General features: G+C 42.9%; 23 protein-coding genes. 12 read left to right on the top strand and 11 right to left on the bottom strand.

What is annotated here, in order from left to right; all coding sequences use genetic code 11:
* Nucleotides 1-6: 6 nt before the first annotated feature.
* Entirely contained in the window at nt 7-1,332 is a 1,326-nt protein-coding gene (locus C2M32_RS17555) for a DUF2252 family protein (RefSeq protein WP_105169615.1), read from the top strand.
* Here the strand turns inward: C2M32_RS17555 and C2M32_RS17560 are convergent.
* Complete coding sequence (locus C2M32_RS17560; RefSeq protein ID WP_199886184.1) at nt 1,297-2,232, bottom strand: ribonuclease Z; 936 nt, start codon at nt 2,230-2,232, stop codon at nt 1,297-1,299. The two genes, C2M32_RS17555 and C2M32_RS17560, sit on opposite strands and share 36 nt — an antisense overlap.
* An 80-nt stretch (nt 2,233-2,312) precedes the next feature.
* Between C2M32_RS17560 and C2M32_RS17565 the strand changes: the two genes are divergently transcribed.
* From C2M32_RS17565 to C2M32_RS17585, 5 genes are all read left to right on the top strand, one after another.
* Nucleotides 2,313-2,579 carry a DUF3081 family protein gene (locus C2M32_RS17565; protein ID WP_105169616.1) on the top strand — a complete coding sequence of 89 codons (267 nt, stop codon included), beginning with the start codon at nt 2,313-2,315 and terminating at the stop codon, nt 2,577-2,579.
* Between the two features lie 15 nt (nt 2,580-2,594).
* The gene (locus C2M32_RS17570) at nt 2,595-2,903 is read left to right on the top strand and encodes a hypothetical protein (protein ID WP_199886185.1); all 309 of its coding nucleotides are present in this window, start codon (nt 2,595-2,597) and stop codon (nt 2,901-2,903) included.
* The gene (locus C2M32_RS17575) at nt 2,896-4,365 is read left to right on the top strand and encodes an FAD-binding domain-containing protein (RefSeq protein ID WP_105169617.1); all 1,470 of its coding nucleotides are present in this window, start codon (nt 2,896-2,898) and stop codon (nt 4,363-4,365) included. The genes C2M32_RS17570 and C2M32_RS17575 overlap by 8 nt, the downstream gene beginning before the upstream one ends.
* 187 nt (nt 4,366-4,552) lie before the next feature.
* Nucleotides 4,553-6,157 carry an AbgT family transporter gene (locus C2M32_RS17580; protein ID WP_105169618.1) on the top strand — a complete coding sequence of 535 codons (1,605 nt, stop codon included), beginning with the start codon at nt 4,553-4,555 and terminating at the stop codon, nt 6,155-6,157.
* Between the two features lie 196 nt (nt 6,158-6,353).
* The gene (locus C2M32_RS17585; protein ID WP_105169619.1) at nt 6,354-6,989 is read left to right on the top strand and encodes a glutathione S-transferase family protein; all 636 of its coding nucleotides are present in this window, start codon (nt 6,354-6,356) and stop codon (nt 6,987-6,989) included.
* A 50-nt stretch (nt 6,990-7,039) separates the two neighbouring features.
* Here C2M32_RS17585 and C2M32_RS17590 read toward each other — a convergent pair whose 3' ends face one another.
* The 3 genes from C2M32_RS17590 to C2M32_RS17600 all read right to left on the bottom strand — a co-directional run bounded on the left by C2M32_RS17590 (nt 7,040) and on the right by C2M32_RS17600 (nt 8,810).
* Nucleotides 7,040-7,489, bottom strand: coding sequence for a DMT family transporter (locus C2M32_RS17590; RefSeq protein WP_234401332.1), 450 nt, complete (start codon nt 7,487-7,489; stop codon nt 7,040-7,042).
* A gap of 4 nt (nt 7,490-7,493) precedes the next feature.
* Nucleotides 7,494-8,138 (bottom strand): NAD(P)H-dependent oxidoreductase, encoded by a 645-nt coding sequence (locus tag C2M32_RS17595; RefSeq protein ID WP_105169620.1) that lies wholly within the window; start codon nt 8,136-8,138, stop codon nt 7,494-7,496.
* A 69-nt stretch (nt 8,139-8,207) separates the two neighbouring features.
* A complete protein-coding gene (locus C2M32_RS17600) occupies nt 8,208-8,810 on the bottom strand; it encodes a Crp/Fnr family transcriptional regulator (protein ID WP_105169621.1) in 603 nt (200 codons plus the stop codon).
* Between the two features lie 147 nt (nt 8,811-8,957).
* Here C2M32_RS17600 and zapE point away from each other — a divergent pair, with 147 nt between their 5' ends.
* On the top strand, nt 8,958-10,052 hold the full coding sequence (gene zapE / locus C2M32_RS17605; RefSeq protein WP_105169622.1) for a cell division protein ZapE: 1,095 nt from the start codon (nt 8,958-8,960) through the stop codon (nt 10,050-10,052).
* Between the two features lie 40 nt (nt 10,053-10,092).
* On the opposite strand, the gene C2M32_RS17610 is transcribed toward zapE, so the two are convergent.
* The gene (locus tag C2M32_RS17610; protein WP_105169623.1) at nt 10,093-11,814 is read right to left on the bottom strand and encodes a collagenase; all 1,722 of its coding nucleotides are present in this window, start codon (nt 11,812-11,814) and stop codon (nt 10,093-10,095) included.
* A gap of 136 nt (nt 11,815-11,950) precedes the next feature.
* On the opposite strand from C2M32_RS17610, the gene C2M32_RS17615 reads away from it, so the two are divergent.
* Nucleotides 11,951-12,427: a LabA-like NYN domain-containing protein gene (locus tag C2M32_RS17615; protein WP_105169624.1), complete on the top strand. Its 477-nt coding sequence runs from the start codon at nt 11,951-11,953 to the stop codon at nt 12,425-12,427.
* 400 nt (nt 12,428-12,827) lie between these two features.
* Complete coding sequence (locus tag C2M32_RS17620) at nt 12,828-13,856, top strand: fibrinogen-like YCDxxxxGGGW domain-containing protein (RefSeq protein WP_105169625.1); 1,029 nt, start codon at nt 12,828-12,830, stop codon at nt 13,854-13,856.
* A 169-nt stretch (nt 13,857-14,025) separates the two neighbouring features.
* Here C2M32_RS17620 and C2M32_RS17625 read toward each other — a convergent pair whose 3' ends face one another.
* The 3 genes from C2M32_RS17625 to C2M32_RS17635 form a co-directional block, all read right to left on the bottom strand.
* Nucleotides 14,026-15,330, bottom strand: coding sequence for a DEAD/DEAH box helicase (locus tag C2M32_RS17625; RefSeq protein ID WP_105169626.1), 1,305 nt, complete (start codon nt 15,328-15,330; stop codon nt 14,026-14,028).
* Between the two features lie 58 nt (nt 15,331-15,388).
* Nucleotides 15,389-16,303, bottom strand: coding sequence for a 4-hydroxy-tetrahydrodipicolinate synthase (gene dapA, locus C2M32_RS17630; RefSeq protein WP_105169627.1), 915 nt, complete (start codon nt 16,301-16,303; stop codon nt 15,389-15,391).
* 215 nt (nt 16,304-16,518) lie between these two features.
* The gene (locus C2M32_RS17635) at nt 16,519-19,233 is read right to left on the bottom strand and encodes a TonB-dependent receptor (RefSeq protein WP_105169628.1); all 2,715 of its coding nucleotides are present in this window, start codon (nt 19,231-19,233) and stop codon (nt 16,519-16,521) included.
* Between the two features lie 425 nt (nt 19,234-19,658).
* On the opposite strand from C2M32_RS17635, the gene C2M32_RS17640 reads away from it, so the two are divergent.
* Nucleotides 19,659-20,312, top strand: coding sequence for a DUF6058 family natural product biosynthesis protein (locus C2M32_RS17640; protein WP_105169629.1), 654 nt, complete (start codon nt 19,659-19,661; stop codon nt 20,310-20,312).
* Between the two features lie 177 nt (nt 20,313-20,489).
* On the opposite strand, the gene C2M32_RS17645 is transcribed toward C2M32_RS17640, so the two are convergent.
* The 3 genes from C2M32_RS17645 to C2M32_RS17655 form a co-directional block, all read right to left on the bottom strand.
* A complete protein-coding gene (locus tag C2M32_RS17645; protein ID WP_105169630.1) occupies nt 20,490-21,578 on the bottom strand; it encodes a hypothetical protein in 1,089 nt (362 codons plus the stop codon).
* Nucleotides 21,579-21,857: 279 nt separating this feature from the next.
* A complete protein-coding gene (locus C2M32_RS17650) occupies nt 21,858-22,121 on the bottom strand; it encodes a hypothetical protein (protein ID WP_105169631.1) in 264 nt (87 codons plus the stop codon).
* A 145-nt stretch (nt 22,122-22,266) separates the two neighbouring features.
* Complete coding sequence (locus tag C2M32_RS17655; protein ID WP_158678264.1) at nt 22,267-22,659, bottom strand: cytochrome b562; 393 nt, start codon at nt 22,657-22,659, stop codon at nt 22,267-22,269.
* Between the two features lie 198 nt (nt 22,660-22,857).
* Here C2M32_RS17655 and C2M32_RS17660 point away from each other — a divergent pair, with 198 nt between their 5' ends.
* Entirely contained in the window at nt 22,858-23,862 is a 1,005-nt protein-coding gene (locus tag C2M32_RS17660; RefSeq protein WP_234401333.1) for an ABC transporter substrate-binding protein, read from the top strand.
* 200 nt (nt 23,863-24,062) lie between these two features.
* A complete protein-coding gene (locus C2M32_RS17665) occupies nt 24,063-25,682 on the top strand; it encodes a S8 family serine peptidase (protein WP_105169634.1) in 1,620 nt (539 codons plus the stop codon).
* The last annotated feature ends 6 nt before the right edge of the window (nt 25,683-25,688 follow it).

The following is a 25,688-nucleotide window of genomic DNA, read 5'->3' on the forward strand; positions in this document are numbered from 1 at the left end:
GTAACAATGAATAGACAAGCTCAAATAGAGACCATAATGACCGAAATTGACTGCGTACAGTTTTTGGGCGCTCTGCCAAAACACCAAAAAATGGCAAGTAGTCCCTTTCTATTTCTGCGCGGTAGCGCAGCACTGATGTATCATGACTTTGCCAATCAACATATCACTCTGCCCGACGAGCTTTTTACCATACCATTAACCCATATTATCGGCGATTGTCATACTGGCAACTTTGGCTTTATCAGTGAAGAAGGCTCCCATGGCGACACCATTATATTTACCCCCAACGACTTTGACGATGCCTGCGTCGGCCATGCCTCGTGGGATTTATTTAGATTTATAACCAGCTTATTTGTGGCTCGCCATCACGCCGCGGCTTTGCAAATGAATACGGATGATCTAAATATCAGACAAAGGCCACTGGTTTCAAATGAGCAATTACACCACGGGAGTAAAGAGTTTATTCACGCCTATTTGCATGCGTGCCAAGGCTCGGTTCAAGATACATTGACCATACAATCCGCCTTAACCGACTTTGATAAAGAACACATTTTGTATAAACGTTGGCAAAAAGCGATACAAAGAAAAGCTGGAGGCGCTGCATTTACCACCAGCAGTACCTTAGCAAAAGAGCTTGATTTTACGCTGCCAATACTAGCATTTAAGAACGACCAAGAGCGCTTTAGACGTCTGCCGCAAGCACTGTATGATGAAGTCCAAGCTACTTTTGCTCCATACGTGGATGATGAGATTTTAGATATTGTGGAACGTTTGAGCGCGGGTACTGGCTCGCACAATCTAACTCGTTACTACCTACTTGTAGGTCCAGAATCAGCCAAAACGCAAGGGCAAGATTTTCACCTATGTCATATCGTTGAAGTCAAACAACAGCGTATGGCAGCTCCTTTACACTACTTCGCAAATCTAAGCCCAATAAATCAACTCAACCCTGCACATTTAACAGTGAACTGTCAGCGCAAGATGCAACGTCGTCCAGATCTGGTGCTCGATGATGTTGTTTGGCAAGGCAAACATTGGCTGGTACGCTCGCGTCATCATGCCAGAGTAGGATGCGACCCTGAAGACTTTATGCTGGGTAAACGTGCAGCGCTCAAAGACGGTTTTAGTCAATATGCGGCCAGCTGCGGCCACAGCTTAGCGCTGGCACACATGCGTGGTGACAGACGCTCGGTACGCTTTCAACAAGCGTGTTTAGACACGATCCCTGCCCATGCTGAAGCCCTCATTAGCGCAGCTCAAGAGTATGCTCAACAAGTTCACGCCGACCAAGAACTGTTAGTTTCGTTGCTTAGGGATCGGCAAACTGAGTAAATCTTCTGCAAAATATAACTGCCCTTGATAGTGTTCATGGGCTTCACTTTTAAGCGGCTCCAACATACCAGGACCGTGATAACGTACGCTAAAATGCGTTAACGCAAGCATAGGGATGTGATACTGCTGGGCAAACTCCGCGATTCGTTTAGCGTCAGAATGCCCTGTATGCAGGCCTACACGGTGTAAATCTCCATGCGTAAAGGTTGCCTCATGGACCAATAAGTCAATACCATCAACATGGTTTTTCAGCTTTGCTGGTTTTTCATTGTCACCACAAATGATCACTTTTCGAGCACGCCAACTATCAAAAGCATACTCTGTTGAACATAGCGTTTTTCCGTTATAAACCACGTCTTGACCTTTTTGCAACGCATTAAAATGTGGCCCACTGGCAATGCCATCTGCTTTGAGTTTATCGACTTTTAACTTCTTGGGAATACCGCATTCGGTAATTTGATAGGCAAAACTTGGCACCCTGTGCTGTAACTCAATAGGCTTTACGCGACAAAATGTAAGATCTAACTCCTGTGTTAGCGACTCAACCGCATGACACTGCAAATCGAAACCAAGTTTTACGTCAGTAAGCCCAAGGCCGATATGAATAAATTGTATCAGTTTTTGTGGAGCTATTAAGGTGACAGAGTCGGTACGTCCATGCAAAGACATGCTCGAAAGCATACCCAGTAGACCGTAACAATGGTCGCCGTGAACATGAGTAATGCAGATCACTGCCACCTTCGCAGGTGATAGAGATGTTGCTAACAATTGATGTTGCGTACCTTCTGCACAATCAACTAATAACCATTGCTTGGTTGTTTCAAAACTCACTGCGGTCGCAGCCATATTTCGATAGCGGCTCGGACTGCCCGATGATGTGCCTAAAAATTGTACATCCATAATTTCACGTCAATTAAACTTGTGTTCTGATGATCCTACCCTAATTCTAATACGTAACGGTATAACAAAGGGATACAGCAATGAAAAATGAACTAGATAGCAAAACTATACTCAGTGTGTACGAATACATCCAAAAACACGGAGAAGCCACAGAGGAAGGTAAGTTGTATGGCGGAATCACCGCGTTTTCAGATATTGATGGATACACCGTGTATTTTAAAGGCAGCGGGGTGCTAATGCGTTTTGGTTTTCACAACACCTATCACCTTGATTATGAACACGAAAAGCACAAAGATGACTTTATTCGCAAGATTGAGTCAATCAAGAAACAGTTAGATGACCAGTAGTTCTACTATGTACTTATGAAGCAAACCAGATCACGTCAACAAAGTAAACGCGATGATAACCGGCATAGGGCATTTATCATCGCCGCCCTTAACGAGCTAAAGGCACATCCCAATAAGCTCGCGATCCTTAAACAGAACTGTCAACTTTACAAGCAGCAAGCCCATTTAAAAAGAGGGTTATTAAAGGCGATAGAACGCTTTGAGTGGGTATTTGAAGTTGACGATGATATCGATAGAATCATCGAGCAAATCCTCGCGCAAGATTACATTGGCAACAGAATCCGTCGCTACCCGTTGTTATTCAAGGGTATTGTTGATGATTAACCTCGTCTGGCTAAAACGAGACTTGCGTGTAGAGGATCACGCTCCGCTTTATTACAGCCAACAAAATGACCGCCCTACACTGTTTATTTATGTGATTGAGCCAGATTACTGGCAACTACCCGATAGCAGTGCGCGACAGTTTGAATTTATTGCACAAAGCTTGCGTTCGTATGCTCAAACACTCGAAAAACTGGGTGGATATTTGTGTATCAGATCAGGCGATGTGGTGGAACTATTTACCAAAATACATGCTAAATACCCCATAGATACACTCTATTGCCATCAAGAAACAGGCAATGACTGGACCTTTGCTCGTGATACTCGGGTATTCAACTGGTGTCGAAGCCACCAGATCTCGGTGAATCAGTATCCACAGCAAGCTGTTTTTAGGGGTAAACTCAATCGTGATCATTGGCAACGCAAAGTCTCCCACTGGCTCGACAGCCCATCCCTTTGTGCACCCAGCAAAGTAAACTCATTAATTAACTTTCACAGTGGCTTAAGCTTACTAGATAATTATCCTGGTGATGATACTTTTACAGCGCAAAAAATGCAGCTAGGTGGCATTCATGCTGCTAACAAAACCCTGAATAGTTTTTTCGATCATCGCATCAATCAGTATTTATTTGGTATTTCTAGCCCTTTAACCTCGGTTACCAGTAGTTCAAGGCTCAGCCCTTATCTATGTTATGGAGTGTTAAGCCTTAGGCAGGTGCTCAAACAAGCCGCTTCGTTACAAGTGAATAAACGCCAAAAATCGGGGTTCATCGCACGCTTACATTGGCATAGCCACTTTGTGCAGAAGTTAGAGTCTGAGCCGCGATATGCCCTTCAATCTGTACATAAATCTTTGATAAATATGCGCGCCGATGAATTTGACAGCCAGTTATTTGAACGCTGGAAAGCGGGTTGCACTGGTGTACCCTTTGTCGATGCGTGTATGCGTATGCTCAACGAAATCGGTTGGATCAACTTTAGAATGCGCGCCATGCTGATCTCATATGCGAGCTATCATTTGTGGCTAGATTGGCCACAAACAGCTGCCTATTTAGCCAGCACTTTTGTCGATTACGAACCTGGGATCCACTACCCTCAGGTACAAATGCAATCAGGAACCACTGGAATAAACCCGTTTCGTATCTATAACCCAGTTACGCAAGGACAAAAGTATGATGCGATGGGATTATTTATTAGAAAACATATACCGGAACTCGATCATGTTCCAAACTGCTATATTCATATGCCTTGGCTGTATAACGGCTTAAAAACCGACCGATACGACAAACCAAATAGACTTCCGGATGATGCGGCAAGACGTGCAAAGCAAAAAATCTCAGAGTATTATAAGAAAAATATCGATGAGACCGAAACACAAAGGATCATCAAAACCCATGCATCAAGACTTAAAAACAGGCGTAAAAAAGCAGCTCAAACGACCGTAGCACAACTGAGTTTGCTTTAAAAAGTATCCAGCTCAGGCCGAGGTTATTCTTGCCTGAAAATTAAGCCCTACGAATAATAAACACACAAAATAGCATTAAACTAGGTTACTTCATCCCGAGATTAGGTTTAATTAACGAATCTCTGTGATCAAAAAGATAAAAAATGTTAAATTACGGCAATTTTTTGAATATTAGAGATTGTTTGCTATGTCAAATGCTGTAGAGACACAAGCGCAGGAGCAGCCTGATAACCAACAAGGCAAAGGCTGGTTTAACCGCTTTTTAGCCACGGTTGAGTTTCTGGGTAATATGCTTCCCCACCCGATTACTTTATTCGCAATGTTCTGTGTAGCCATTGTCGTGTTCAGTGGTATCGCTGACTGGATGGGCTTGAGTGCCATCGACCCGCGCCCTGAAGGCGCTAAGGGACGTGACCCCGATGGTATTATCGAAGTGGTCAGCCTACTCAGTGCCGAAGGTCTGCAAAAGATTGTAACGGGACTGGTGACAAACTTTACCGGCTTTGCACCATTAGGTACTGTACTCGTTGCGCTACTGGGGGTGAGTGTTGCCGAGCATTCAGGTTTATTATCAGCTGCAATGCGTGGCATGGTGATGGGCGCATCAAAGCGCTTGGTGACATTTATGGTGGTATTTGCAGCCATCTTGTCCAATACCGCCTCAGAACTTGGCTACGTAGTGTTAATACCACTCGCAGCAATGATTTTCCACAGCTTGGGACGCCACCCATTGGCTGGTTTGGCAGCGGCGTTTGCTGGTGTATCTGGTGGTTACAGCGCTAACTTATTACTGGGCACAATTGACCCACTGTTAGCGGGTATTACCACACCTGCGGCACAGATGATTGACCCTAGTTATCAGGTCGGTCCTGAAGCCAACTGGTATTTCATGATGGTTTCTGTGTTCTTGATTGCCATTGTTGGTACTTTGGTGACAGAGAAAATCGTCGAGCCGCGCTTAGGTAAGTACAATCCAGACGAAGCCAGTATTGACTTAGGCGAAAATAACATTGAACACCTAAATGCAAAAGAAAAGTCTGGTCTAAAATGGGCTGGACTCACGCTACTTGCAGTATCAGTATTACTTGCCCTGACCATAGTTCCAGAGAATGGTATTTTACGTCACCCTGAAACAGGAGAGGTAGCGGGTTCACCGTTCCTGAAGGGCATCGTCGTCTTCATTTTTGTTACTTTCGCTATTCCAGGCTTTGTATACGGCCGTGTAGTTGGCACCATGAGAAATGATAGAGACATCATTGATGCGATGAGTAAATCGATGAGTTCAATGGGTATGTATATTGTGCTGGTATTTTTTGCAGCGCAGTTTGTGGCGTTCTTTAAATGGACCAATCTAGGCACCATTTTAGCGATTAACGGTGCCGCCTTACTACAAGCGCTCAACTTAACGGGCCCAGAAGTGTTTGTTCTATTTATTTTTATGTGTGCTTTGGTGAATCTAAGTCTCGGTTCTTCATCGGCTCAATGGGCGGTGACAGCACCTATCTTCGTTCCTATGCTAATGTTGGTTGGCTATGCACCAGAAACTATTCAGGCCGCTTACCGTATCGGTGATTCAGTAACCAATTTGATCACGCCAATGATGAGCTATTTTGGTCTAATCCTTGCCGTAGCAACCAAATACAAAAAAGACATGGGAATTGGCACCTTAGTTGCGACCATGCTGCCTTACAGTATGTTCTTTTTTATTGGATGGGTTGCTCTGTTCTACGTTTGGGTGTTTGGTTTTGGTTTACCTGTAGGACCAAACTCACCCATTTACTATACGCCATAGTACCTTATACAACGCCAGCACTCGCTGGCGTTGTCATTTTAAGAGCCCTATTTTGGAGCAAAAATAATTATAAAATAATGAGATATTAATAAAATTAGAGTTGTTAAATAGCCATCGCTCTCCTACAGTTCAAAAGAACCAACCGAAAAAGGAGCTTAGGTTTCTCACGAGACATTTATCATTGAAAAGGTCGTTTATGTATACACTCTTTTACTATCCACGTAATGCGAGCCTTGCACCGCACTTCGTGTTGAAGGCGCTTAACGTGCCATACCAGCTAGAGTTGGTTGACCGCAAGAAGGTAGTACAGAAATCTGCTCAGTATTTGAAGTTAAACCCCACAGGCCGCATTCCCACTCTGGTCGATGACGACTTTACCCTGTTTGAAAGTGCTGCGATTTGTTTGTATTTATGTGAAAAACACCCTGATGGCCATTTACTCCCAACAGAACCCAAGGCCAAAGCTGAGTTCTATCAATGGCTAATGTACTTAACAACCACTTTGCAAAATGAACTTATGGTGTATTACTACCCTGAGCGCCACACCCAAAGTGCAATTATGTACGATGACATCGTCAATACCCAACAATCTCGGATCAGTGAATGCTTAGAGCTGTTAAACAAACAGATTGGTGACAAAACCTACATGGTTAATGATCAATTCACCGTGTGTGACTGTTACATGTTTATGTTGTGTATTTGGGCTGACGAACTTAAAAAACCCCCGTTAAGTTTTCCAAATTTAAGTCGGTACTTAAAAACACTCGCTCAGCACCCCGCAATTAAAGCGGTTTGTGAGCTGGAAGAAACAGACCTCAGTGCTTATAAATAATATCATTGACGTTACCATGGGGCTGGCAGTTCATACCCCATGGTCAGACTTTAACTGCCAGCAAAGTCACGATTGACCAACATAAGTCCCAAAACCATTGCACCAATACCTACAACCTTTTGCATTGAGATACTGGCTTGAGGCACATCAAACCAGCCGAAATGACCAATAATCATCGCCATTAGCAACTGACCACTTAGCACCAAAGACATCAAGTTACCGACTCCCATTTTTGGGATCAGGAAGTAGCACAATCCAACACCTGTAGCACTCAAAATACCTCCAAGGCCCCATAAATACCAAGGAACATTGGATGCCAGTTGTGCGTTAGGTAGTCTTCCGCCCTTCGCCCCAAAAGCCACCAATGCATATAATGCACTGAAAATAAAAGCACATACAGTTGCCAATATTGGACTTTTTAATAAACTACCCAACTGAGCATTCATGCTTGCTTGTACAGCAATACAGCTCCGGCGCAAAAAGCGAGTATCGTCAACCACATGCTCAATCTACCTCCACTACCAATTCTTCCAATGGCTTACGCACTTTGTTTGCATTGGCGCTGCTATCAAGTGGGTGCCTGTAACCAATGGGGCATATCGCGACTGTTTTTAGATTCTGTGGGCACAGTCGTAATATCTCATCATAGCGTTGGGTATCTATACCTGACATCGGACAGGCATCTATTTTCAATGATGCAGCGGAAACGAGCAACGTACCCAATGCGATATACGCTTGCTTAGAGGCCCACTGGTATTGCTGCTCCTCATTCATGCCAGACAACGCTGCCAACATGCTCTGCTTCATTGCCGTTTGCTTTTTACAACACCAGTCGTTGTACAACCACATACGCTTTGTATATTGATTGATCATTTCCTCCACACAACTCATATCAGCCACAAATACAAGTAAGTGGCTATTTTCTAGCACCTTTTGCTGGTTGTAACTTGCTTCTAGCAGCCGACCTTTAAGCTGATGATTTTGGATCACGAGTATTTTATATGGCTGTAAGCCAAATGCTGAGGCACTTAAGCGTGTGTCATTGAGTAGCTGTTTAATTAGTCCGTCACTAACTAACTGATTTGAAAACTTGCGTACGGCATAGCGCCAGTACAATGCTTCGTGTAAATTTTGCGCAGCTTCATTCATTGCGGTTCCCCTAAATTAAACAAGATGTTTTATCAAAGGTTACCGCCCGCGGTTTGGAAACTCATTTACCTATGTAAATGCGCAAGAAGATTTTAGTAATTTACGTATTCGACTGAGCTGAGTGGCACTGACACCCAAGTGAGAAGCCAAGTGATATTGAGGGATTTGTGCAGCGAGCGTCTGATTTTGCTCTAAAAAAAGTAGGTAACGCTGAGTCGTATCTTGTTGAATTAAGCAGATTTCGCGCTGATCTTTTTCCAGCAACCAATTTTTCTCCAAATATTTAATTTGAAATCTCATAAGCTCAATATTATCAAACAGAATGTCGCGAAATCCTTTGAAGTCGATTAGAAGCACTTGTGTGTCTTGCAAGCATTGAATTCCCTGCTCTTGCGCTTTTTGCTGATGTAATGCGCTCATGATCCCCGGAAACTCTCCGGTCGCAAAGAAGCGTTTATTGTATTCTTGACCTTTATGATCTGATGCGAACAGTCGTACTAACCCGCTGTGAATGAAGGCAAAGGTTTTAGGCAGCTGACCATATGGATAAATATACTGCTCTTTCTGGTACTCAGCAGGCTTACACAGTCTTTTTATCTGTTGCCAAGTGTTTTCAGACAACGGAGAATAAGCCTCAAGCACCTCACGAAGATGGTTAAATTGTTCTGACATTGTAAAATCCCCGCCTTGTTATCCCATGTAACGTCAGATGAAGTTACATCCGCTAATCTAATCCGCTTGTAATGGCATTTCAACACCCATGATTAGCATCTTAAATTTGAATATGCTCTAATACCCCAAAAATTATTCGTGTCATTTATGCTTTCGCAATTTCAGCAGTTGCTGGACAACAATGTCCTGAGCCAAGATACAGCTCAACTGCACGCTCTTCATGCACTTGCACAGTTGCAAACTCAACTCGCCCAGCAGCAACGTGGCAAGGGTATATATTTACATGGTCCTGTTGGACGCGGCAAAACCATGTTGATGGATTTGTTTTACCGCACCTTGTCTGGAGTCCCAAAACAAAGACTGCATTTTCATCACTTTATGAGCCAGGTACATCACGAACTCAATGCGATACAAGGCCAAGTAAATCCTTTGGCACAGATAGCGCGAAGCTGGGCCGATAAAGTCACAGTACTCTGTTTTGATGAGTTTCATGTGAGTGATATTGGCGATGCCATGATTATGGCAAGGTTATTTGAACACCTGTTCGCATCTGGGGTTACGCTCGTTGCAACTTCTAATTGTCATCCACAAACGCTCTATCGTAATGGCCTACAGCGACAGAGATTTCTGCCGACTATCGATTTACTCGAACAACACTGTGAGGTTATTAACGTGGCGGGCGAAGTCGACCATCGATTCGCCAACGGCTTTGATAGTAAATACTTTTTCGTAGATGAATTGGCGCCATTTGCACGTTTGTTTACACAATCAGGTGGTCAGTTTTTAGAACAGTGCATATCAGTATGTAATAGACCGGTTGCCACAATGGGAGCCGCTAAGCGCGTCATCGCTTTTGATTTTTATGCCCTGTGCTCAGCCCCTAGAGCCACTGCTGATTACATTGCATTGACCGAACAATATCGAGCGATCTTTATTGCTAACGTGCCTGCTATGGGCTCAAAGGCATTGCAGCACGTTACAACTCAAGGGATTGAAGACGGATATCAACGCGACCCACACTTCGACCGTGTACATCAACTCGATGATCACGCACGACGATTTATCGCTCTTATCGATGAATGTTATGAGAAAAAATGTCTGGTTGTAGTACACGCAGACACTCAGTTGCATCTGCTTTATACAGGAAAACAACTCGCTTTTGAGTTCGAACGAACAAAAAGCCGATTGGTTGAAATGCAACAATGGACTGAGCTATTAGTAGACACCATCGCTAATTGCTAATTAGCGATGGTCAAGCGCGGCTTAGATGCGCTCATTGACGTTAAAAATAATGCTGATGTTGGCCTGTTAACTGTAAATGAGGCGGTTGCAAATAGCTGCGATACAAATAACGGTATTCTTTATTAACTGTTGCTCGCTGATTGCGTTGAGGCTGAGGTTCAGCACTTACTAATGTCGCTAAAAACGCCTTAAAGGTATCTTCATGTTGTTCTGCCAATTCAGCTAGCTTATCGTTATATCCCGTATAAGAGTCGTCCCTAAGGCTACGTTGTAATGCTCTCAACCCAGCAAGATCATGTTGCGACAAATACCGAATCGCTAAATATGACCATTGATATATTTGCTCAGTACTTTGCCCGTACTCGGTAGCAAATATATTCTGCAAACTTGGCCATTGTTGCTGTTGTGTCTCTTGTAGTACTTTAATGGCCTTTGGGTTTTCATTACCCTTTGCGATGAGTTCAGCAAGCCCTTCACTCCACCACACTAGCTTTTCTGGAAAGTGTCCAAAGCCACCATATTTGTTAAAACGACCATCGAGATAATGGACATACTCATGGTTTAAGTTCCAAACTTTGAACTTGTCTGCTGTCCAAAACGCCTGAAAACTATAAAATGTGGCTTGATTATTCGGATCACTCGGCGTGCCTTCAATGTACATGCCACCGTTGTCAGTATGAATATCAAATAGCAGCTGCCCATAGCGATTATAATCACTGTAGTCATCAAATATTACCACCTGTAATGCGTGATTGTAGTCATCTGCCACACTGCGCATTTTGGTGGCAAACAATTGATGAAAGTCCTGTTCTTGTGATGTTAGCCTCTTACAGGAATAGGCTAGCTGTTCCTCATCCAATGAAGTGGCGCGGATCCAAAGTCGTGCCGAGCATTGATGCTTAATCGGTAGTACGGTATCCATATCCACACTCATACAACGCCCTAGCTGGCTCTCGTTACATTCGCTTAACCCGCGAAAGCTATTTACTAAATAGTTGCTTGAATACCAGATTTTCTTATCGTCTGTGGTTGCGTTATTGACCTCTTGCAGCTTTGACCACACCCTTTCATCTAGCTGTTGTTGCTGGGTTTGTGGTAGTAGTTGATGAATATAACCAAGGCTCCATAAAGCATGGTCTCGGCGCCATGTTGACTGCGAAATCTCCGCAATCAGTGTATTTATAAGCTCAGGCTGTTCTGAAAATAACTTCGATAAATCAGCTTCTCTGCGTGCCATAAACGCACTAAAACCAATCGCTCTGAATAGCTCCCAGCGTGCGTAGTCATGCGCGATACCCCCAGCACCGCCTATTGCTTTGAACAATGTAACAAGGGATGTCAGTTGCTCAGACCAATCCACCAGCTGCTTTTCTTGAGTAAGCAAACGATACACCAGCACCGCATAATTCTCTACAAATCGCGCTTCGCTCACAGTTGGGCGTTCATGTTTAAGTAACTTTAACAATGTCTGAGATAAAGATTGGTAGTCATCAGCGCTCAGGCTTGTTAGGTCGGCAAAATAGCTAAAGCCCCTCAAGTCATAAAACAGGCCATTTATGGTCGTCCAGTCAGGGCTTTCCAATGATGCTTGATAATCTAGATAAGTGAGAGCTTCATCAAAGTGTTGTTTTTTTACACTCTGATGCCACCAACCTTTGGCAGGGCCAGCAGGTAGCAACTCAGGCCCAGCGGACGAAGGTTTTACACTGTTGCAGGCACTCAATATGGCTAACAGCGAGATAAATATGACTTTTCTTAGCATGGCATGACAGGTTAATTCACCCGCTCCTTATTATTTTTAATATAATATACAATATACCAAAAGTAAGTTTCAATCTTAGTTGTTGCTTTTTACCAATTTAAGGTAAGGTGGGTCGCTTAACAATTGAGGTCATGACATGAAAAAAATCGCTTTGTTTGTCGATGTGCAAAATATCTACTACACCTGCAAACAGTCTTTGGGAAGGAACTTTGATTACAATGCCTTTTGGAAGCAAGCCCAACAACTTGGCACCATTGAGCTTGCTTATGCGTATGCAACCTATAGAGGTGATGATAAGCAGACTCAATTTCAAAACATACTTCGGGCTATTGGTTTTCAAGTAAAACTAAAGCCTTATATACAGCGTGCCGATGGTTCCAAAAAAGGCGATTGGGATGTCGGGATCACAATTGATATGATGGAAGCGGCCAAGCAAGTTGATGAGGTAATATTGCTCTCAGGTGATGGTGACTTTGCAATTTTGCTCGCGCATTTACGTAATCAATACGGCATAACCAGTCGAGTATATGGTGCTTCTAAATTGACCGCTCAATTACTGATTGATAGCTGTGATGTGTTTCAACCCATTGATGATGCATTATTGCTGCGCTGAATTTTGATAAAGCATAGCTTTTTTGTCGCTCACTATTATCTGTATAACAAAAGCGCAAACTAGACGACGAACAAAATGTGTTTAAGTTAAGTTTGGTTCTACATATAATACGTCACGACCTTTATTACTTGAATATTGCCCTTTAATTTTAATTAATATTAGGTTTAAAAAACGCTTTCGATATAATAAATTAACCAACATAAAAATCCTACGCAACACTCAACACAATTAAAAACACAATGCTAGAGATAGCGAACCGACTTTTGCCAAAATAAAGAATCATTTGAATTGGCATCCTGAAAAATGCAAAATACCCTTGGCATGAATAATCTTTTTAAAGACAGAAATATTAATTACTTCATTATTATGCTCCCCCCTTTTATAACTTTAAGGAAATAAAATGAAAAGAGGTTTTCTTTTTACACTTTCAGCTATTAGCTTAAATCTAAGTGCAAATACAGTAGTTGATTTCAATACTCTACAAACAATTGAGCTCGATTTTTTATTAGATGGGCAAATAAATAGCAGCTCAAGTACAAAAGATTATGACCTTAGTGGTAGCAAAAGTCTGTTTATTGGCAAACTTGAGAACACCGTTTTGGCAGGTTCTACTAGCGCAGACGAAAAGTTGATTAAATTCGAACTTTCTCAGCCGGATACAGGTGAAATCCATTATTTTGTTGGCAAGCTGACGATTGATGATAGTTATAAAGGTACTTGGTTCAGCAATAGTGGTGGCGAAGGTGACTGGCAGATAAACATCTCATCTCCAGCTGTTTATCAGTCGTGTAATGAAATTCTGCAAGCTGGGCAAAGTCAAGGAGACGGTGTTTATTCAATTCAGTCGCAAAATGGAACACCTATTTCTGTGTATTGCGATATGACCACAGATGACGGTGGCTGGACATTAGTTGGCAGTTACCCAAAAACCGCCCCTGGTGGACAACTCAGAGTGACTGATTATAGCAATGAGCCAGAAACCAACCCTGATAATCCAACTAGGTTATGGCTTTATCAAGGTAGTTTAAGTCCGTTTTCAGCAGCCCGCGAGCAGATATCATGTGCAGCAGCAAAATGTACTGATGGTAACTATGCCTATGCTGACAATTTAACAGAAGTAGAACTACAAAAAGTACGTTATTCGTGGGGTGCAAACGACCGAGTTGAGCAAATGCCAAGTTATCGTGATATGCCTACGTGCCGCAATGCATATGATCCACAAGCAACAGAGTTTACAGGTTGTGTAAGACCAGAATACCTTGATGTTTATACTACCAACAGTACAGTGGTTGGCTGGCAGACGGCGACAGGTAGCGGCTATTGCTGGGCAGCTAGAGGAACACATAGCTCTGGTTCGCTTGGCTCTGGTCGATGTGGTTATAATCTGGAACCAAATGGTACCAGATGGGCGTTATTGTGGATGCGCTAAGCACCTACATAAGCCAAATACTTAGAAAATCGGAGTGCTTTCATGTAATACGAGCTGCATGAACTTTACCTTTGAGTACCCTCTTAGAGGTAAAGCAATATCGGCTATTAGGAAGCGCTCAGTCATCAAATGGCTCACCTTTTAGTGAGCCATAGCCAAAAAATTCAGGTTATTTATCTAAACCTAACTTTTTACCCTTTATTTGCTTGCGTACATTGGCAATACGGGCTCGATTCTTAGCCCTTGCTTCACCACTAGCTTGATTACTAGGGCGGTTACTACGGGGCTGACGACGCTGGTGTGCAGGCTTTTTAGTCAGCTTTTTGATCAAGGTATCACGACTGCTAACTTCATAGCCCGGTAAGTAGTAACGTTTGATCTGTTGCTCAATCAACTGTTCGATGTGGATAAGCACTTGCTCTTCTTCACGAGAAACAAATGAAATCGCCTGTCCTTGATTACCTGCACGACCTGTACGACCGATACGATGCACATAATCTTCCGCAAGGTATGGCAAATCAAAGTTCACTACGCGAGGTAGGCCTTCAATGTCGATGCCTCGTGCCGCCACTTCAGTGGCTACCAACACACGATATTTACCTTCTTTGAACTCTCTTAGTGCTCTGCGACGAGCGCCTTGCTTTTTGTCGCCATGACAAACAATCGCTGGAATACCATCAAGGTTAAGCTCTTCCACTAGCTCATCAGCCACATCTTTCATATTGACGAATACAAGAACCTGTTGCCAGTTTTTCTTACCAATAAGTTCAGAAAGAAGTTCGGTTTTACGCCCTTGTTCAACAGGATAAACTACGTGGCGTACAGTCTCTGCAGTAGTATTCTCTGGGGATACTTGTACGTACTTTGGATGACGTAGCACGCGGCTCGCAAATTGTTTCATTGCCGGAGGGAAAGTGGCTGAGAACAGTAATAATTGACGCTCATCGTCGACTAAATCTATCACCTGCTGCATGTCGGTAATGAAACCCATATCGAGCATACGATCGGCTTCATCCAACACCAGATGCGTCACTTTAGCTAAACTTAAATTGCCAAGGCGAATATGATCTAATAATCGACCCGGTGTCGCGACCACAATATCAGCCCCCTGAGCAAGTAATTGCGCTTGGCCATCGGCACTCACACCACCGAACAAAGCAACTGTTTTTAATGCTGTGTGTTGACTAAACGCACTACAATTTTGTGCAATTTGTTCAGCAAGTTCACGTGTTGGTGCAACAATCAATGCACGCGGCTGTCGCTCACCTTCGCTTTCATTTTCAAGTAGTTTCTGAATAATTGGCAAAGCAAACGCTGCGGTTTTACCGGTGCCAGTCTGTGCGGTTGCCAGTACATCATGCCCTTTGCGAACCACAGGGATTGCGGCTTGTTGTATTGGAGTTAGGGTATGGAAATTTAATTCGTCTAATGCTTGTAACAGCAAAGGTGAAAAGCTAAAAGATTTAAAGTTCATGGTAAAAAACCTGCGGCCAATACTTAAGGGCCGCAGATTATACGTTATTTGTGCAGACCTAACAAAGCTTTAATAATGTTTCGTCGATCACCTGTGCTTTACCACCAACTATATCCGCTTCATTAAGCTGATTGATGAGCGCGATTCCCTGTGCTTGCTGCTCACTATTTAACGGTACATAGGGCAGTCGAAATACAGGATTAACTGCACCGGTCATGATCAGCGCGGTGTTAATCGCGATAGGATTCGGTTCACAGAACAGCCACTGCATCAATGGTTGTAGCTGAGAATTCAACTCTTTGTTTTCTTTATCCATTAACTGGCGAAATAAGCCTGGGATCAAGTTTGAAGTCACCGATATTACACCGTGAGATTGATAAATATGACGGCTATCATGCGCTTCATCATCATTACCTGACCAACAAGCAATACCTTGTGCTTCATAATGTGCGATGCGCTCGTTACCGCCACATTCTTTCACACCAATGAAATTTTGATGTTTTGCCAGTGGCTCAATAATATCAGGGGTAAGATCTTGGCCAGTACGCCCTGGTACGTTGTAAATAAACGCAGGACCTATGTCGAGCACACGCTGAAAGTGAGTTTTCAAGCCCTCTTCTGAAGTACGGCCATAATATGGGTTTATTTGTAATGCGGCATCCATCCCTGATGCGAATCCATATTCTGTCGCTTTAATGGCTTCACGAGTATTATTACTACCGGTATTACCCACGATAACCAGTCTATCTGAAAACTTATTCACGCTATGGGCAATCAGCATCAAATGCTCTTCCCAGTTCATTAGCTGGCCTTCACCAGTTGTACCGCCAACAATGATACCATCTACGCCTGCTGCTATTTGCGCTTCAACCAAAGCATCATAGGTTTGCAGGTCTATGTCTCCGCCCATAGTGTAAGGCGTTTTAATTGCCGTGATTAGGCTCGCTTGTTTTATCGTTTGAATCGTACGCATTGTGCTCAAATCTTGGTGTTTTCAAAGTTGCGCACTGTTTTACCATAAATGACGAAATGATCCGAGGGGAAAGCCGATTAAATTTGCAAAAACACTAAAATCTAGACATAAAACAAGTTTGTGGAATTAACAGCTAAGCCTGTGTATTGCAAAACAATAAATAAAGCCACAGCGTTAAACTGTGGCTTTAGTGCTTATCACAACGGGGAGCTTGTTTAGAAAGAACGACTCAATCCTACATAATAGAATCGTCCTCTAAATGAATACAGATTGTCGTCGGTTGAAGTACCGTTCGCCTTTAAGAACGGGGGCTCTTTGTCGAATAAATTTTGCACACCAAAATGAACATCTGTTTGTAGCGCATCAATGAAATATCCTAGCTGGATATTATGAAACACAGTAGCGTCCATCACGTCGTCTTCTGCGGCGGTGATCTTAGAGTTATAGGCTGCATCCCATGTTACTCGATAATTGCCCTGCTCCCAGTCTAACTGTAAGTTAGCTTTGTATTCTGGAATACTGCCAAAGGCGCTATCGTAGGTGCCTACCACATCTCTAAATGGCGTATCGCTGGTGTCTTGAACCTGAAAATCTGACATGTATGTCGCGTCTAAATTGAAACGCCAAGTACCGAAATTACTTTCATGTAAATAATTAACGTTTAGATCAAAACCTGACAGATTACGCGCCGCAATGTTGTTAGAAGATGAGAAGATGGTTTGAATATAACCGGTGCCATTATTGCTGCGGATCACCGCGTTGGCAAATTCAGGATTGCCCGCTACGTATTGATCAACAACATAGCGTGAACTTGAGAAAACCACGTTTGATTGTTCAATGTCAAAATAGTCTAGCGTTACCCCAAGCCCATCAAGCGGCTCCATAACAAGACCCAGTGTCATGTTGTCTGCTTCTTCTGGTTTTAAGTTCGGGTTGCCTCCGCCAATAATGTCGTTACTTTGGATTTCATTTTTACTAAACGCCGGGTTAAGTCCAGCACAGCCAGCGATTGACGTATTGAAGTAGTTTGCATCATTGTTTGGGTTACATGGGTCGTACATATTGGTGTTGATGGATGATGTACGTCCTTGATACATCTGCGCCATTGTCGGCGCTCTAAAACCGGTGCTGTAGCTACCTCGAATCTTCACTGACTCAAGTGGACGATAAATGATGCCAAACTTCGGATTCGTTGTTGTTTGATCGATATCGCTATAATCACTGTACCTTACCGCCGCTTCAACATCTAAGTTTTCCAACACAGGTATTGCTAACTCAACATAATACTCAGAGATCTCCCTAACAGGTGAGGTTACTGGCGTAACTGAGCCTCCCCAAGAAACATCAAATGTCGCGGTACGCTGTGCTTGGTCAACAGACAAAGACAGCTGGTCTTCTCGGTATTCTGCTCCTGCCGAGAACATCACTTCGCCCGCTTCTAGCTGCATCACGGGGCCAGCAATACTTGCCTGAATGAATGATAAGTCATTTTTATTGGTTTGCGATGGTGCGGTCGTATTGATGAAATCAAGCATATCTTGAGTAATTGACCCTTCAGGACCAAACACATTAAGTGCTACGCAATCGGGATCCGCAGCCGTTTCACATTCATCAGATAAGGCTCGCTCAATTTGAATAATTGACGGTTGCGCGCCCCCTTCTTGGACCAATTTAGCGCTTTGACTAGAGAACAAGACTTCCCAATCATATTCATCAGCTAGCATACCTTGTAACCCCAATGTGTAACGGGTAATGGTATTATTCGACTGATAGATCCGCGAACCATACTCGCTGAATCGTTTACTGACGTTGCCCGCCTCACCAAACGGGTTATATTTTTGATTCGGTCCAACACCAAAGTTGTTGCCATCGGCATCAGGGTAACGCTTAAATGCGTTGGGCGTGTCTACATTGTCACCGTACCATCCCGTATCTGTGCCAGGAGGTGCCTGATTGCCTTGTACAAAGCCATCATGAAACGACAACTCGGTAAAAAACGTTAGATCGTCTGCCAGTGAATATTCACCAAATACAAACACACTGGTGGTTTTATTATCATTTGCACCAGATTGCGCCGCGCGATAGTTGTAGCCTTCTTTATCATAGTCCCACGCGATAACCTGACTGGGGTTGCTGGCATCTGGTACAGTCCAAGTGCCTTCACCGAGCCCAAAGCCAGTTAATTTTGGGTTTGGTGCCGTGCCCGAACGCCCATTACCGCCCCCTAGATACGTTTGATCAGCATCTTTGGTCATATAGCGGTCTTTTTCTTCCCAACCCGCATTGTTGCTGGTTGATGCAGCGACCATAACACTGGCTCTATCTGTGCTGACCCCAGTCACGAAACCCACTTTTCGCTCATCGGCATCACCACGAGATGAGCGACCATAGTGTGCTGTCACTTTAAACCCTTCAAAATTTTTGCGGGTGATAATGTTGATTACCCCCGCTATAGCATCGGAACCATAAATTGCTGACGCACCGTCTTTGAGCACTTCAATTTGAGAAATCGCTTCGAATGGGATTGACGACAAATCAACCAGCCCATCCTCGTCAGAACCCACTAAGCGGCGACCATTGAGTAGTACTAAAGTGTTGGTCGCTTCAATACCACGTAGTGTGGCTGTTTGAATATTGTTGCTCCCCGCACTACTTTGGTTGTTGGCCGTATTGCCGGTAAGCGCAGGTAATCGGCGTAGCGCTGAACTAACATCGCTAATGCCCAAGTTAGTAAGCGCCTCTTTGCTCACAACCGTTATTGGCGAAGTGGACTCTACCTCAGCTCGAGCGATCCTAGAGCCGGTTACCATAATCTTTTCAACTTCTTTTAGGTTGTCATCTGCCGCATAAACGTTAGCGCTAATGGTGCTTACTGAAGAGATCACTGCCATTGAAAGCGCAGATAATTTGAAGGTTAACTTGGTTGTCATTATAAGCCTCTATTGTTGATGTTATTGTTCAGATTGCTGCACCTCACGCGTTAGCGACATGACGCTGAGTAAAGCGACGTTAATTAGCGTGGTTTGACAAGTGAAAGCCCCTAACTTTCACCCGAACTGCGCTTTGTCCGTAAAATGCACAACAAACATACGATATATTGCATACAATATTCAATAACAATTACCTAAAATCAGTAATTTTATTTTCACTTAGAAGCCACCTGCTCTGTTTTTACCGTGTTCAAAACGAATGAATCACCATGCATTTAACTTTAAGAAACTGAAAAATATACTTATTTATAAATTGAAGTGACAGGCTATTGAGCAATAGACAGAAAAATCATTTTTACAGCTTGTAAAACTTTTAGACTTAGTTCAGAATTTAAAACACTGTACATTCATCCAGTTTATTTTATATGAGCTTACTTAATCACTTGAACACCCATTTTTATCGGACTGAAGAATTATGCCACGCGTTAAAGATCGACACCGATCAACTTGCTCAATGGCAAGACTGTGGTTTGTTCCCAAAACCCAGTTACAGTATTCAAAATCAAATCAAGTGCAGCTCCTTTCTTGGCCTGTATGAGTGTGAAGAGTTCACCGATTATTACCCGCGTGGCTGCGCGCAGTGGGGGGTAGATTTGTCAAAGCATAAAGTCAGTAACGCAGCACAAGCGTATGAGCTTTTCTTCCAGCAATACACCCAGAGTTTAAACAGATGCCAACAACAAGGATTTCACTGTCAAGACGAACGTTTTAGTGACGACCTGTGTGAGCAAATACAAAGTGCATGGCAGCAATATTTATGCAGTAAATACGGTGTGATTAGCCAAAATGGGCTGGTTGAAGAGCTGGTACATATAGAATTGGGCCGCGCCATTGTGGATGAGATCACAGAAGAGCGAACGGCCCCAAGTATCAACCCACAAGACCGCCCCGCTCTGTTACAAGCCCTCAAACTACTAAATAGAGCCTTTAGCCACCCTGTAAAACATGAGCGCAACCACTCATTACGTGAGCGCTATATAGATGCATTGGTGTGTAAGTATGATTTATCGATAAAATAGATGTGCGACATTGCAAACATCACATCGCACACAGTGCTCGTATGGGATGCTGAAGCCAATCAGCTAACTCTGTTGATTGCCGCACCCTTATAGCACTGAAAGTATGCGATGATCTTGAACAATCAACATAGGATAATCTCATCAAGATTTTAAACTCGCTTTGTTTATAATAATGAATCATAGCCTGTTGGCTGGCGAGTACTCCCGAATATAGCGTAATTCAAAATCACTCCGTGCCAGATCTCCACACACATACTGAAAGCCGTAATCTAATGCTCCTTCAATATCCGATATGACAGGCTGTTCCTTAGCTAACCCTTTCATGCTTTCTAATAATTGCATTGCTCTATCATTATCACTTAAACAGCCGAACTCAAAAATTGAATACAATTTGGCATATTCATCTCCTTGCTCCAAAGCACGATTAAGTAACATCCCCACTTTAGCTCCTTCACTTATCCGAGCAAGAATGAAAGTCGAGCGAGGGTCTTGTCGATGCTCTACAAGATAATTCAGGATGGTTTTAGCTTTAAACGGAGAGTGTGGGAACTCACCCTTATACCTTCCTAAAGCGTTAATATGCTGCCCACTATAATAGCTGTAAGCGTAGTAAAGAGCTTCCTTTGTGGAGTAGGCATCAAGACTCTTGGGAGTAACATCAATATTCTTAGCTTCGTGTCGCTCCACTGACTGCACGTAGCTTTCTACTACCTCTTGTTGATAACTATAACTATTAAAGAAATAAACCGAATAAACGGTAACGAGCATGGTTAAAGGTAATAAGATCAACAATATTGGAAATACAACAAACCAGCGATTTTTAAGCTTTAAGCTACTTTCGTGTGCTTGCTGCTCCATCAACACGTAAAAAGCTTTATGTTCAAGCAGTGGAATACCTCTGCGAGCAATAAATGCAGCAGACCATGCACCAAGAATATATAAGCCTATAAGAATCATCGCCCAGTTTGTTCCATAAAGAACAATGCCTGAATTCACAGCAAAAACAATCAAAAATAGGTGGGCTATAAATGCGATAAAGGCGAATCTTCGCCCATAGCCGTCACCACAATACCTCACTACAAAACCTACAGCAGCACCGCTTATCACCAACATAACGGGTGAAAATCTAGGCACAAGCTCAAAGATAACATTCCAAGTCACTAAAATTGGGATACACCAAAATATCACAGCAAACGTGGCCTTTAGTGCATTTTGTTTATTGAGCTTTTTTTCTACTTGCTCGAGTATATGAGGGTCAACTTGCATTGATGTTCATCGCATATGATATAGTTGTGTAACGTACGCAATAGTACCAATAACCTTGAGTCAATAAACAGCATTATTAGCAATAATTATTATCGGTAGCAATATAATAGTATTTCAGCAATTCATGAATAACAGCCCTATGTGGTTATTCACCAAACTATAAAGCCTTAATAGTAGTGCAAACATGAACTCTCTCGCTGGTCTAGCCTCATATCTCAAAGCTAACAACCCTTAACAAGTACAGACTGTTTGGAAAGAATATTGAAGCTAAGCCGCAGACTATTGGTATTCCTGCTCAAAGTGTGCACGCATTACTTCAAATGCTTTTAGCACCTCTAATTGTGGCTTACACAGCTCATCGTACCATGCGTCAAAACGCTCATCGTCATCTTGATCACTCAAAGCTTGATATTGAGCTAATAATTCTATGATGTCTGTATGTGTACATGCTAGTGCATCAAGCCTTTCACTCAATGCTGAGTGATCTTTGTTTTTCAATGTCGCAATGACGCTGTTATCTAATTGTTGGTTCTGCTCCGTCATAGCGGCTCCCTTTTAAACATTACGCTCCTTATTTATAACAGTCTGGTAGCGAATAGCTAGCCCTGATCGTACTAGTTGCGCAACATTCAAGCGGTTCTGTTAAAAAATTAGAATTTTTCAACTAATTTTTTATTCTTTATTTTTGCTATTTACCAAATAATAATTGCCAAATACTAGGTGGTTCATGAAGCTTATGATATTGCTTGCGAAGTTCATCTATTTTTTTAAGCTGTTCTTTGGCTTCTGCCAGTTTTCCTTCTTTAGCTAATTTCTCACTGTTTTCCAATACCTTAGCCACCCTATTCAAGCCCTCTTTTGATTTATCCAGAAGTTTTGCATCAAAATTGTGCTGTTGACTTAGTGATAGATGCTCTCGAAACGCGGCTATGCTCTCAAGTAGCAGCTGTTGAGACTCACTTTTCATGGCATTTTTATAGGCAAGACCCATATTTTTCATGGTAACTTCTAAATCACTGCTTTGCTTAGCAGCTAACGACATAGACACAACAAACAATGTGAATAATAGGGTTTTGAGCATAAATCCTCCGAAAAATTTCCGTGCATTATAGTGACCTTTGAAAGATGAAAAAAGCATTAACGGTCCAACCTGAGTAGGTTGGCCAAATAATTTCAGATTTTTGTGCCATAATAGTTACTTAACTAAATGATTGATGAGGTTAATGTGTTCAAAAAGTTTGCACTTATGTGCATTTTTTTGATGTTCGCCGTCCCTAGCATGGCTGCCCAGCTAAAAGTAACGTTTATTAACCCAGGGTTTTCTGATGACAATCCTTCGGGAAACTTTTGGTTAAACGTCACTGCGTTTATGCAAGCCGCCGCAAAAGATCTTGATATTGATTTAACTGTGATGTACGCAAACCGTAATCATATTGATATGAAGAAAATGGTGGATAAAGCATTGTCCAGAGATAATCATTATTTGATACTAGTAGATGAAAAGTCCGTAGTAACTCAATCTTTGTTAACTTCTCAAAACTTACACAAAAAAATCGTTTTTTTGCTTAACACTCCCACCAAACAAGAGCAAATCAGACTCAAGAGCAGAGGCTTTGGTATTCTAGGAAGCATTGTGCCTGATAACTATCAAGCTGGCCGATTACTGATCCAACAACTTGATAGCCTGATAGTAAGGTCAAAGAAAAACCCCGTAGTAAACACCTTGGCATTGTTGGGAGAAAAAGCAACGGTAGCGGCTCGACAACGTGAACAGGGGTTGCTTAGTCATAGTAATCGCTCCCCAAATCTAAAGCTACAACAACGTGTCGATGCCAATTGGTCACAGCAAGAAGCCTACAGAATAACCAAAGGATTACTTAAGCGCTTTCCAGAAACAAAACTAGTTTGGGCTGCCAATGACGCTATGGCAAAAGGTGCAGCAAAAGCCGCCAGAGAGCTTTCAATACGAGACCAGATGAGAATTGGCGGAGTCAATTGGGATAAGGATCACCATACCCTGTTAGACACATCCGTTGGTGGCCACGTAACGCTTGGGGCCTTAGCGATGGTCAAAATAGCAGATCACTTTAATAATCCAGCTAACGTGATAGGTGACAACGAATTGCCTATTTTTAAGGTCTATGAAGCTAAGTATGAGCCTCTATACAAGGCTATTCACACAAAAACGCTGGATAAAATCGATTTCCGATATTTCTCTGTGGTCCACACTTCACCTGCCCCAAAACCGTTCACAATTGACAATATGACAGCGCTAGTAAAATAAATTTCTATTTAATTATTATAAATAAACAAAATAGAAAATTACATAATAGTTAATTTTAAAAATAACGAATGCACATAATCGAGCTTAGGTAGCTTGTATGTTCCCACCCTTGCCCCCGTACAAAAAACACACTGTTGACACAGATCAATTTACCTGTTTTATTTACAGAGGTTAACAACATGTAATAAAGGTAACTTAAAATGAAAAAATTAGTTTCTAACAGCGTAAAACTCTCCGTTCTTTCAGCCTGTGTTGGTGCAGCTTTAAGCGCAGGACATGTATCTGCTAGCGAAGAGCAACGCGTCATCGTGACACTAAATGACAGCGCTGTAAAAACAGCACCTGTTTTTATGTCCAAAGCTGATGTAGCAAGATTTAAGCAGCAAACTCTTACTACCTTCGCTCAACAATTAAACGTCACACCAATGACAGCGCTGCCAAGTGTAAATGCTGTTGTTATGAACGTGACTCCAGAGAAACTTGCTGAACTCAAAGCAAACCCTCAGGTTGCAAATGTCGAGGTGGACCCAAAACGCTACTTAATGGCAGAATCAACGCCTTACGGTATCAATATGGTTCAAGCTAACCAACTAGCAGATACCATGAGTGGTAATCGTAAAGTATGTATCATGGATACAGGTTATACCCTTAATCACCCAGACTTACCTAGTACCGGTATTACTGGTAATGATGGGCATGGTTCAAATGATACTGGTAACTGGTATAACGATGGCAATGGTCACGGGACTCACGTGGCAGGTACGATCGCAGCAATTGGCGGCAATGGTCAAGGTGTTGTGGGCGTAAACCCATCGGGCCAACTTGGACTGCATATCGTAAAAGTATTTAACGATCAGGGTCAGTGGGCTTATGGCTCAGACCTAATCAAGGCCATCGAGCAATGTGAAGCGTCTGGCGCTAATGTAACCAGCATGAGTTTAGGTGGTAGCGGCAGTTCTAGTGCTGAGCGCAATGCATTCCAACAAAGCTACAATCGCGGCGTTTTGCACATCGCAGCGGCAGGTAATAGCGGTAACAGCAACCTTAGCTACCCTGCATCTTACGATGCTGTAGTCTCCGTTGCAGCAGTAGATAGCTCTGAGAATAAAGCATCATTCTCTCAGTATAATAATCAGGTTGAAATCGCCGCTCCTGGTGTGGGTGTAAACTCTACTTGGAACAACAACGGCTACAAATCTATCAGCGGTACTTCAATGGCAACACCACACGTATCAGGTGTTGCAGCGCTGGTATGGAGTCACTACCCAGAGTGTACCAACGATGATATTCGTAAAGTACTCAATGCAACAGCTAAAGATAAAGGTGCCCCAGGTCGTGATACATCCTATGGTCACGGTATCGTACAAGCAAAAGCTGCGTATGATTACCTAGCGCAAAATGGCTGTAGTGGCGACCCACAGCCGGGCCCAATTGCAAGCTTCAGCTATAGCATAAACGGTAAAACGGTTAAGTTTACAAATACATCTAAAGATGCGCGAAGCTATTCATGGCAATTTGGTGATGGCGCGAGCAGCGCAGAAGCATCACCTAGCCACACTTATGCAGCAGCAGGCAACTACCAAGTTACACTGACCGCTAAAGATGGTGACAAGTCTAACTCGGTCACCAAAACAGTTACTATCGAGGGCGATGATCCTAAAGGATGTGATGGCATAGCAGCTTGGTCATCATCAAAAATGTACTATGCAGGTGACCTCGTTTCATACAAAAACTACAAGTATGAAGCAACATGGTGGTCTCGCTCTGCACAGCCTGACATTTTCAGCAACGTTTGGAAGCGTTTAGGTGCTTGTAACTAAGCCGTG

Origin of the sequence: Pseudoalteromonas sp. T1lg23B (genome assembly GCF_002964665.1) — a bacterium.
Lineage (GTDB): Bacteria > Pseudomonadota > Gammaproteobacteria > Enterobacterales > Alteromonadaceae > Pseudoalteromonas.

What these genes read in the sequence shown, in the direction of transcription:
- C2M32_RS17650 (WP_105169631.1), bottom strand. Translation starts at nt 22,121, where the DNA reads ATGACGGAGCAGAACCAACAATTAGATAACAGCGTCATTGCGACATTG.
- C2M32_RS17610 (WP_105169623.1), bottom strand. Translation starts at nt 11,814, where the DNA reads ATGCTAAGAAAAGTCATATTTATCTCGCTGTTAGCCATATTGAGTGCC.
- C2M32_RS17560 (WP_199886184.1), bottom strand. Translation starts at nt 2,232, where the DNA reads ATGGATGTACAATTTTTAGGCACATCATCGGGCAGTCCGAGCCGCTAT.
- C2M32_RS17555 (WP_105169615.1), top strand. Translation starts at nt 7, where the DNA reads ATGAATAGACAAGCTCAAATAGAGACCATAATGACCGAAATTGACTGC.
- C2M32_RS17595 (WP_105169620.1), bottom strand. Translation starts at nt 8,138, where the DNA reads ATGAATGAAGCTGCGCAAAATTTACACGAAGCATTGTACTGGCGCTAT.
- C2M32_RS17625 (WP_105169626.1), bottom strand. Translation starts at nt 15,330, where the DNA reads ATGAACTTTAAATCTTTTAGCTTTTCACCTTTGCTGTTACAAGCATTA.
- C2M32_RS17565 (WP_105169616.1), top strand. Translation starts at nt 2,313, where the DNA reads ATGAAAAATGAACTAGATAGCAAAACTATACTCAGTGTGTACGAATAC.
- C2M32_RS17635 (WP_105169628.1), bottom strand. Translation starts at nt 19,233, where the DNA reads ATGACAACCAAGTTAACCTTCAAATTATCTGCGCTTTCAATGGCAGTG.
- C2M32_RS17665 (WP_105169634.1), top strand. Translation starts at nt 24,063, where the DNA reads ATGAAAAAATTAGTTTCTAACAGCGTAAAACTCTCCGTTCTTTCAGCC.
- C2M32_RS17615 (WP_105169624.1), top strand. Translation starts at nt 11,951, where the DNA reads ATGAAAAAAATCGCTTTGTTTGTCGATGTGCAAAATATCTACTACACC.
- C2M32_RS17575 (WP_105169617.1), top strand. Translation starts at nt 2,896, where the DNA reads ATGATTAACCTCGTCTGGCTAAAACGAGACTTGCGTGTAGAGGATCAC.
- C2M32_RS17570 (WP_199886185.1), top strand. Translation starts at nt 2,595, where the DNA reads ATGAAGCAAACCAGATCACGTCAACAAAGTAAACGCGATGATAACCGG.
- C2M32_RS17585 (WP_105169619.1), top strand. Translation starts at nt 6,354, where the DNA reads ATGTATACACTCTTTTACTATCCACGTAATGCGAGCCTTGCACCGCAC.
- C2M32_RS17645 (WP_105169630.1), bottom strand. Translation starts at nt 21,578, where the DNA reads ATGCAAGTTGACCCTCATATACTCGAGCAAGTAGAAAAAAAGCTCAAT.
- C2M32_RS17640 (WP_105169629.1), top strand. Translation starts at nt 19,659, where the DNA reads ATGAGCTTACTTAATCACTTGAACACCCATTTTTATCGGACTGAAGAA.
- C2M32_RS17655 (WP_158678264.1), bottom strand. Translation starts at nt 22,659, where the DNA reads ATGCTCAAAACCCTATTATTCACATTGTTTGTTGTGTCTATGTCGTTA.
- zapE (WP_105169622.1), top strand. Translation starts at nt 8,958, where the DNA reads ATGCTTTCGCAATTTCAGCAGTTGCTGGACAACAATGTCCTGAGCCAA.
- C2M32_RS17620 (WP_105169625.1), top strand. Translation starts at nt 12,828, where the DNA reads ATGAAAAGAGGTTTTCTTTTTACACTTTCAGCTATTAGCTTAAATCTA.
- C2M32_RS17600 (WP_105169621.1), bottom strand. Translation starts at nt 8,810, where the DNA reads ATGTCAGAACAATTTAACCATCTTCGTGAGGTGCTTGAGGCTTATTCT.
- C2M32_RS17580 (WP_105169618.1), top strand. Translation starts at nt 4,553, where the DNA reads ATGTCAAATGCTGTAGAGACACAAGCGCAGGAGCAGCCTGATAACCAA.
- dapA (WP_105169627.1), bottom strand. Translation starts at nt 16,303, where the DNA reads ATGCGTACGATTCAAACGATAAAACAAGCGAGCCTAATCACGGCAATT.
- C2M32_RS17660 (WP_234401333.1), top strand. Translation starts at nt 22,858, where the DNA reads ATGGCTGCCCAGCTAAAAGTAACGTTTATTAACCCAGGGTTTTCTGAT.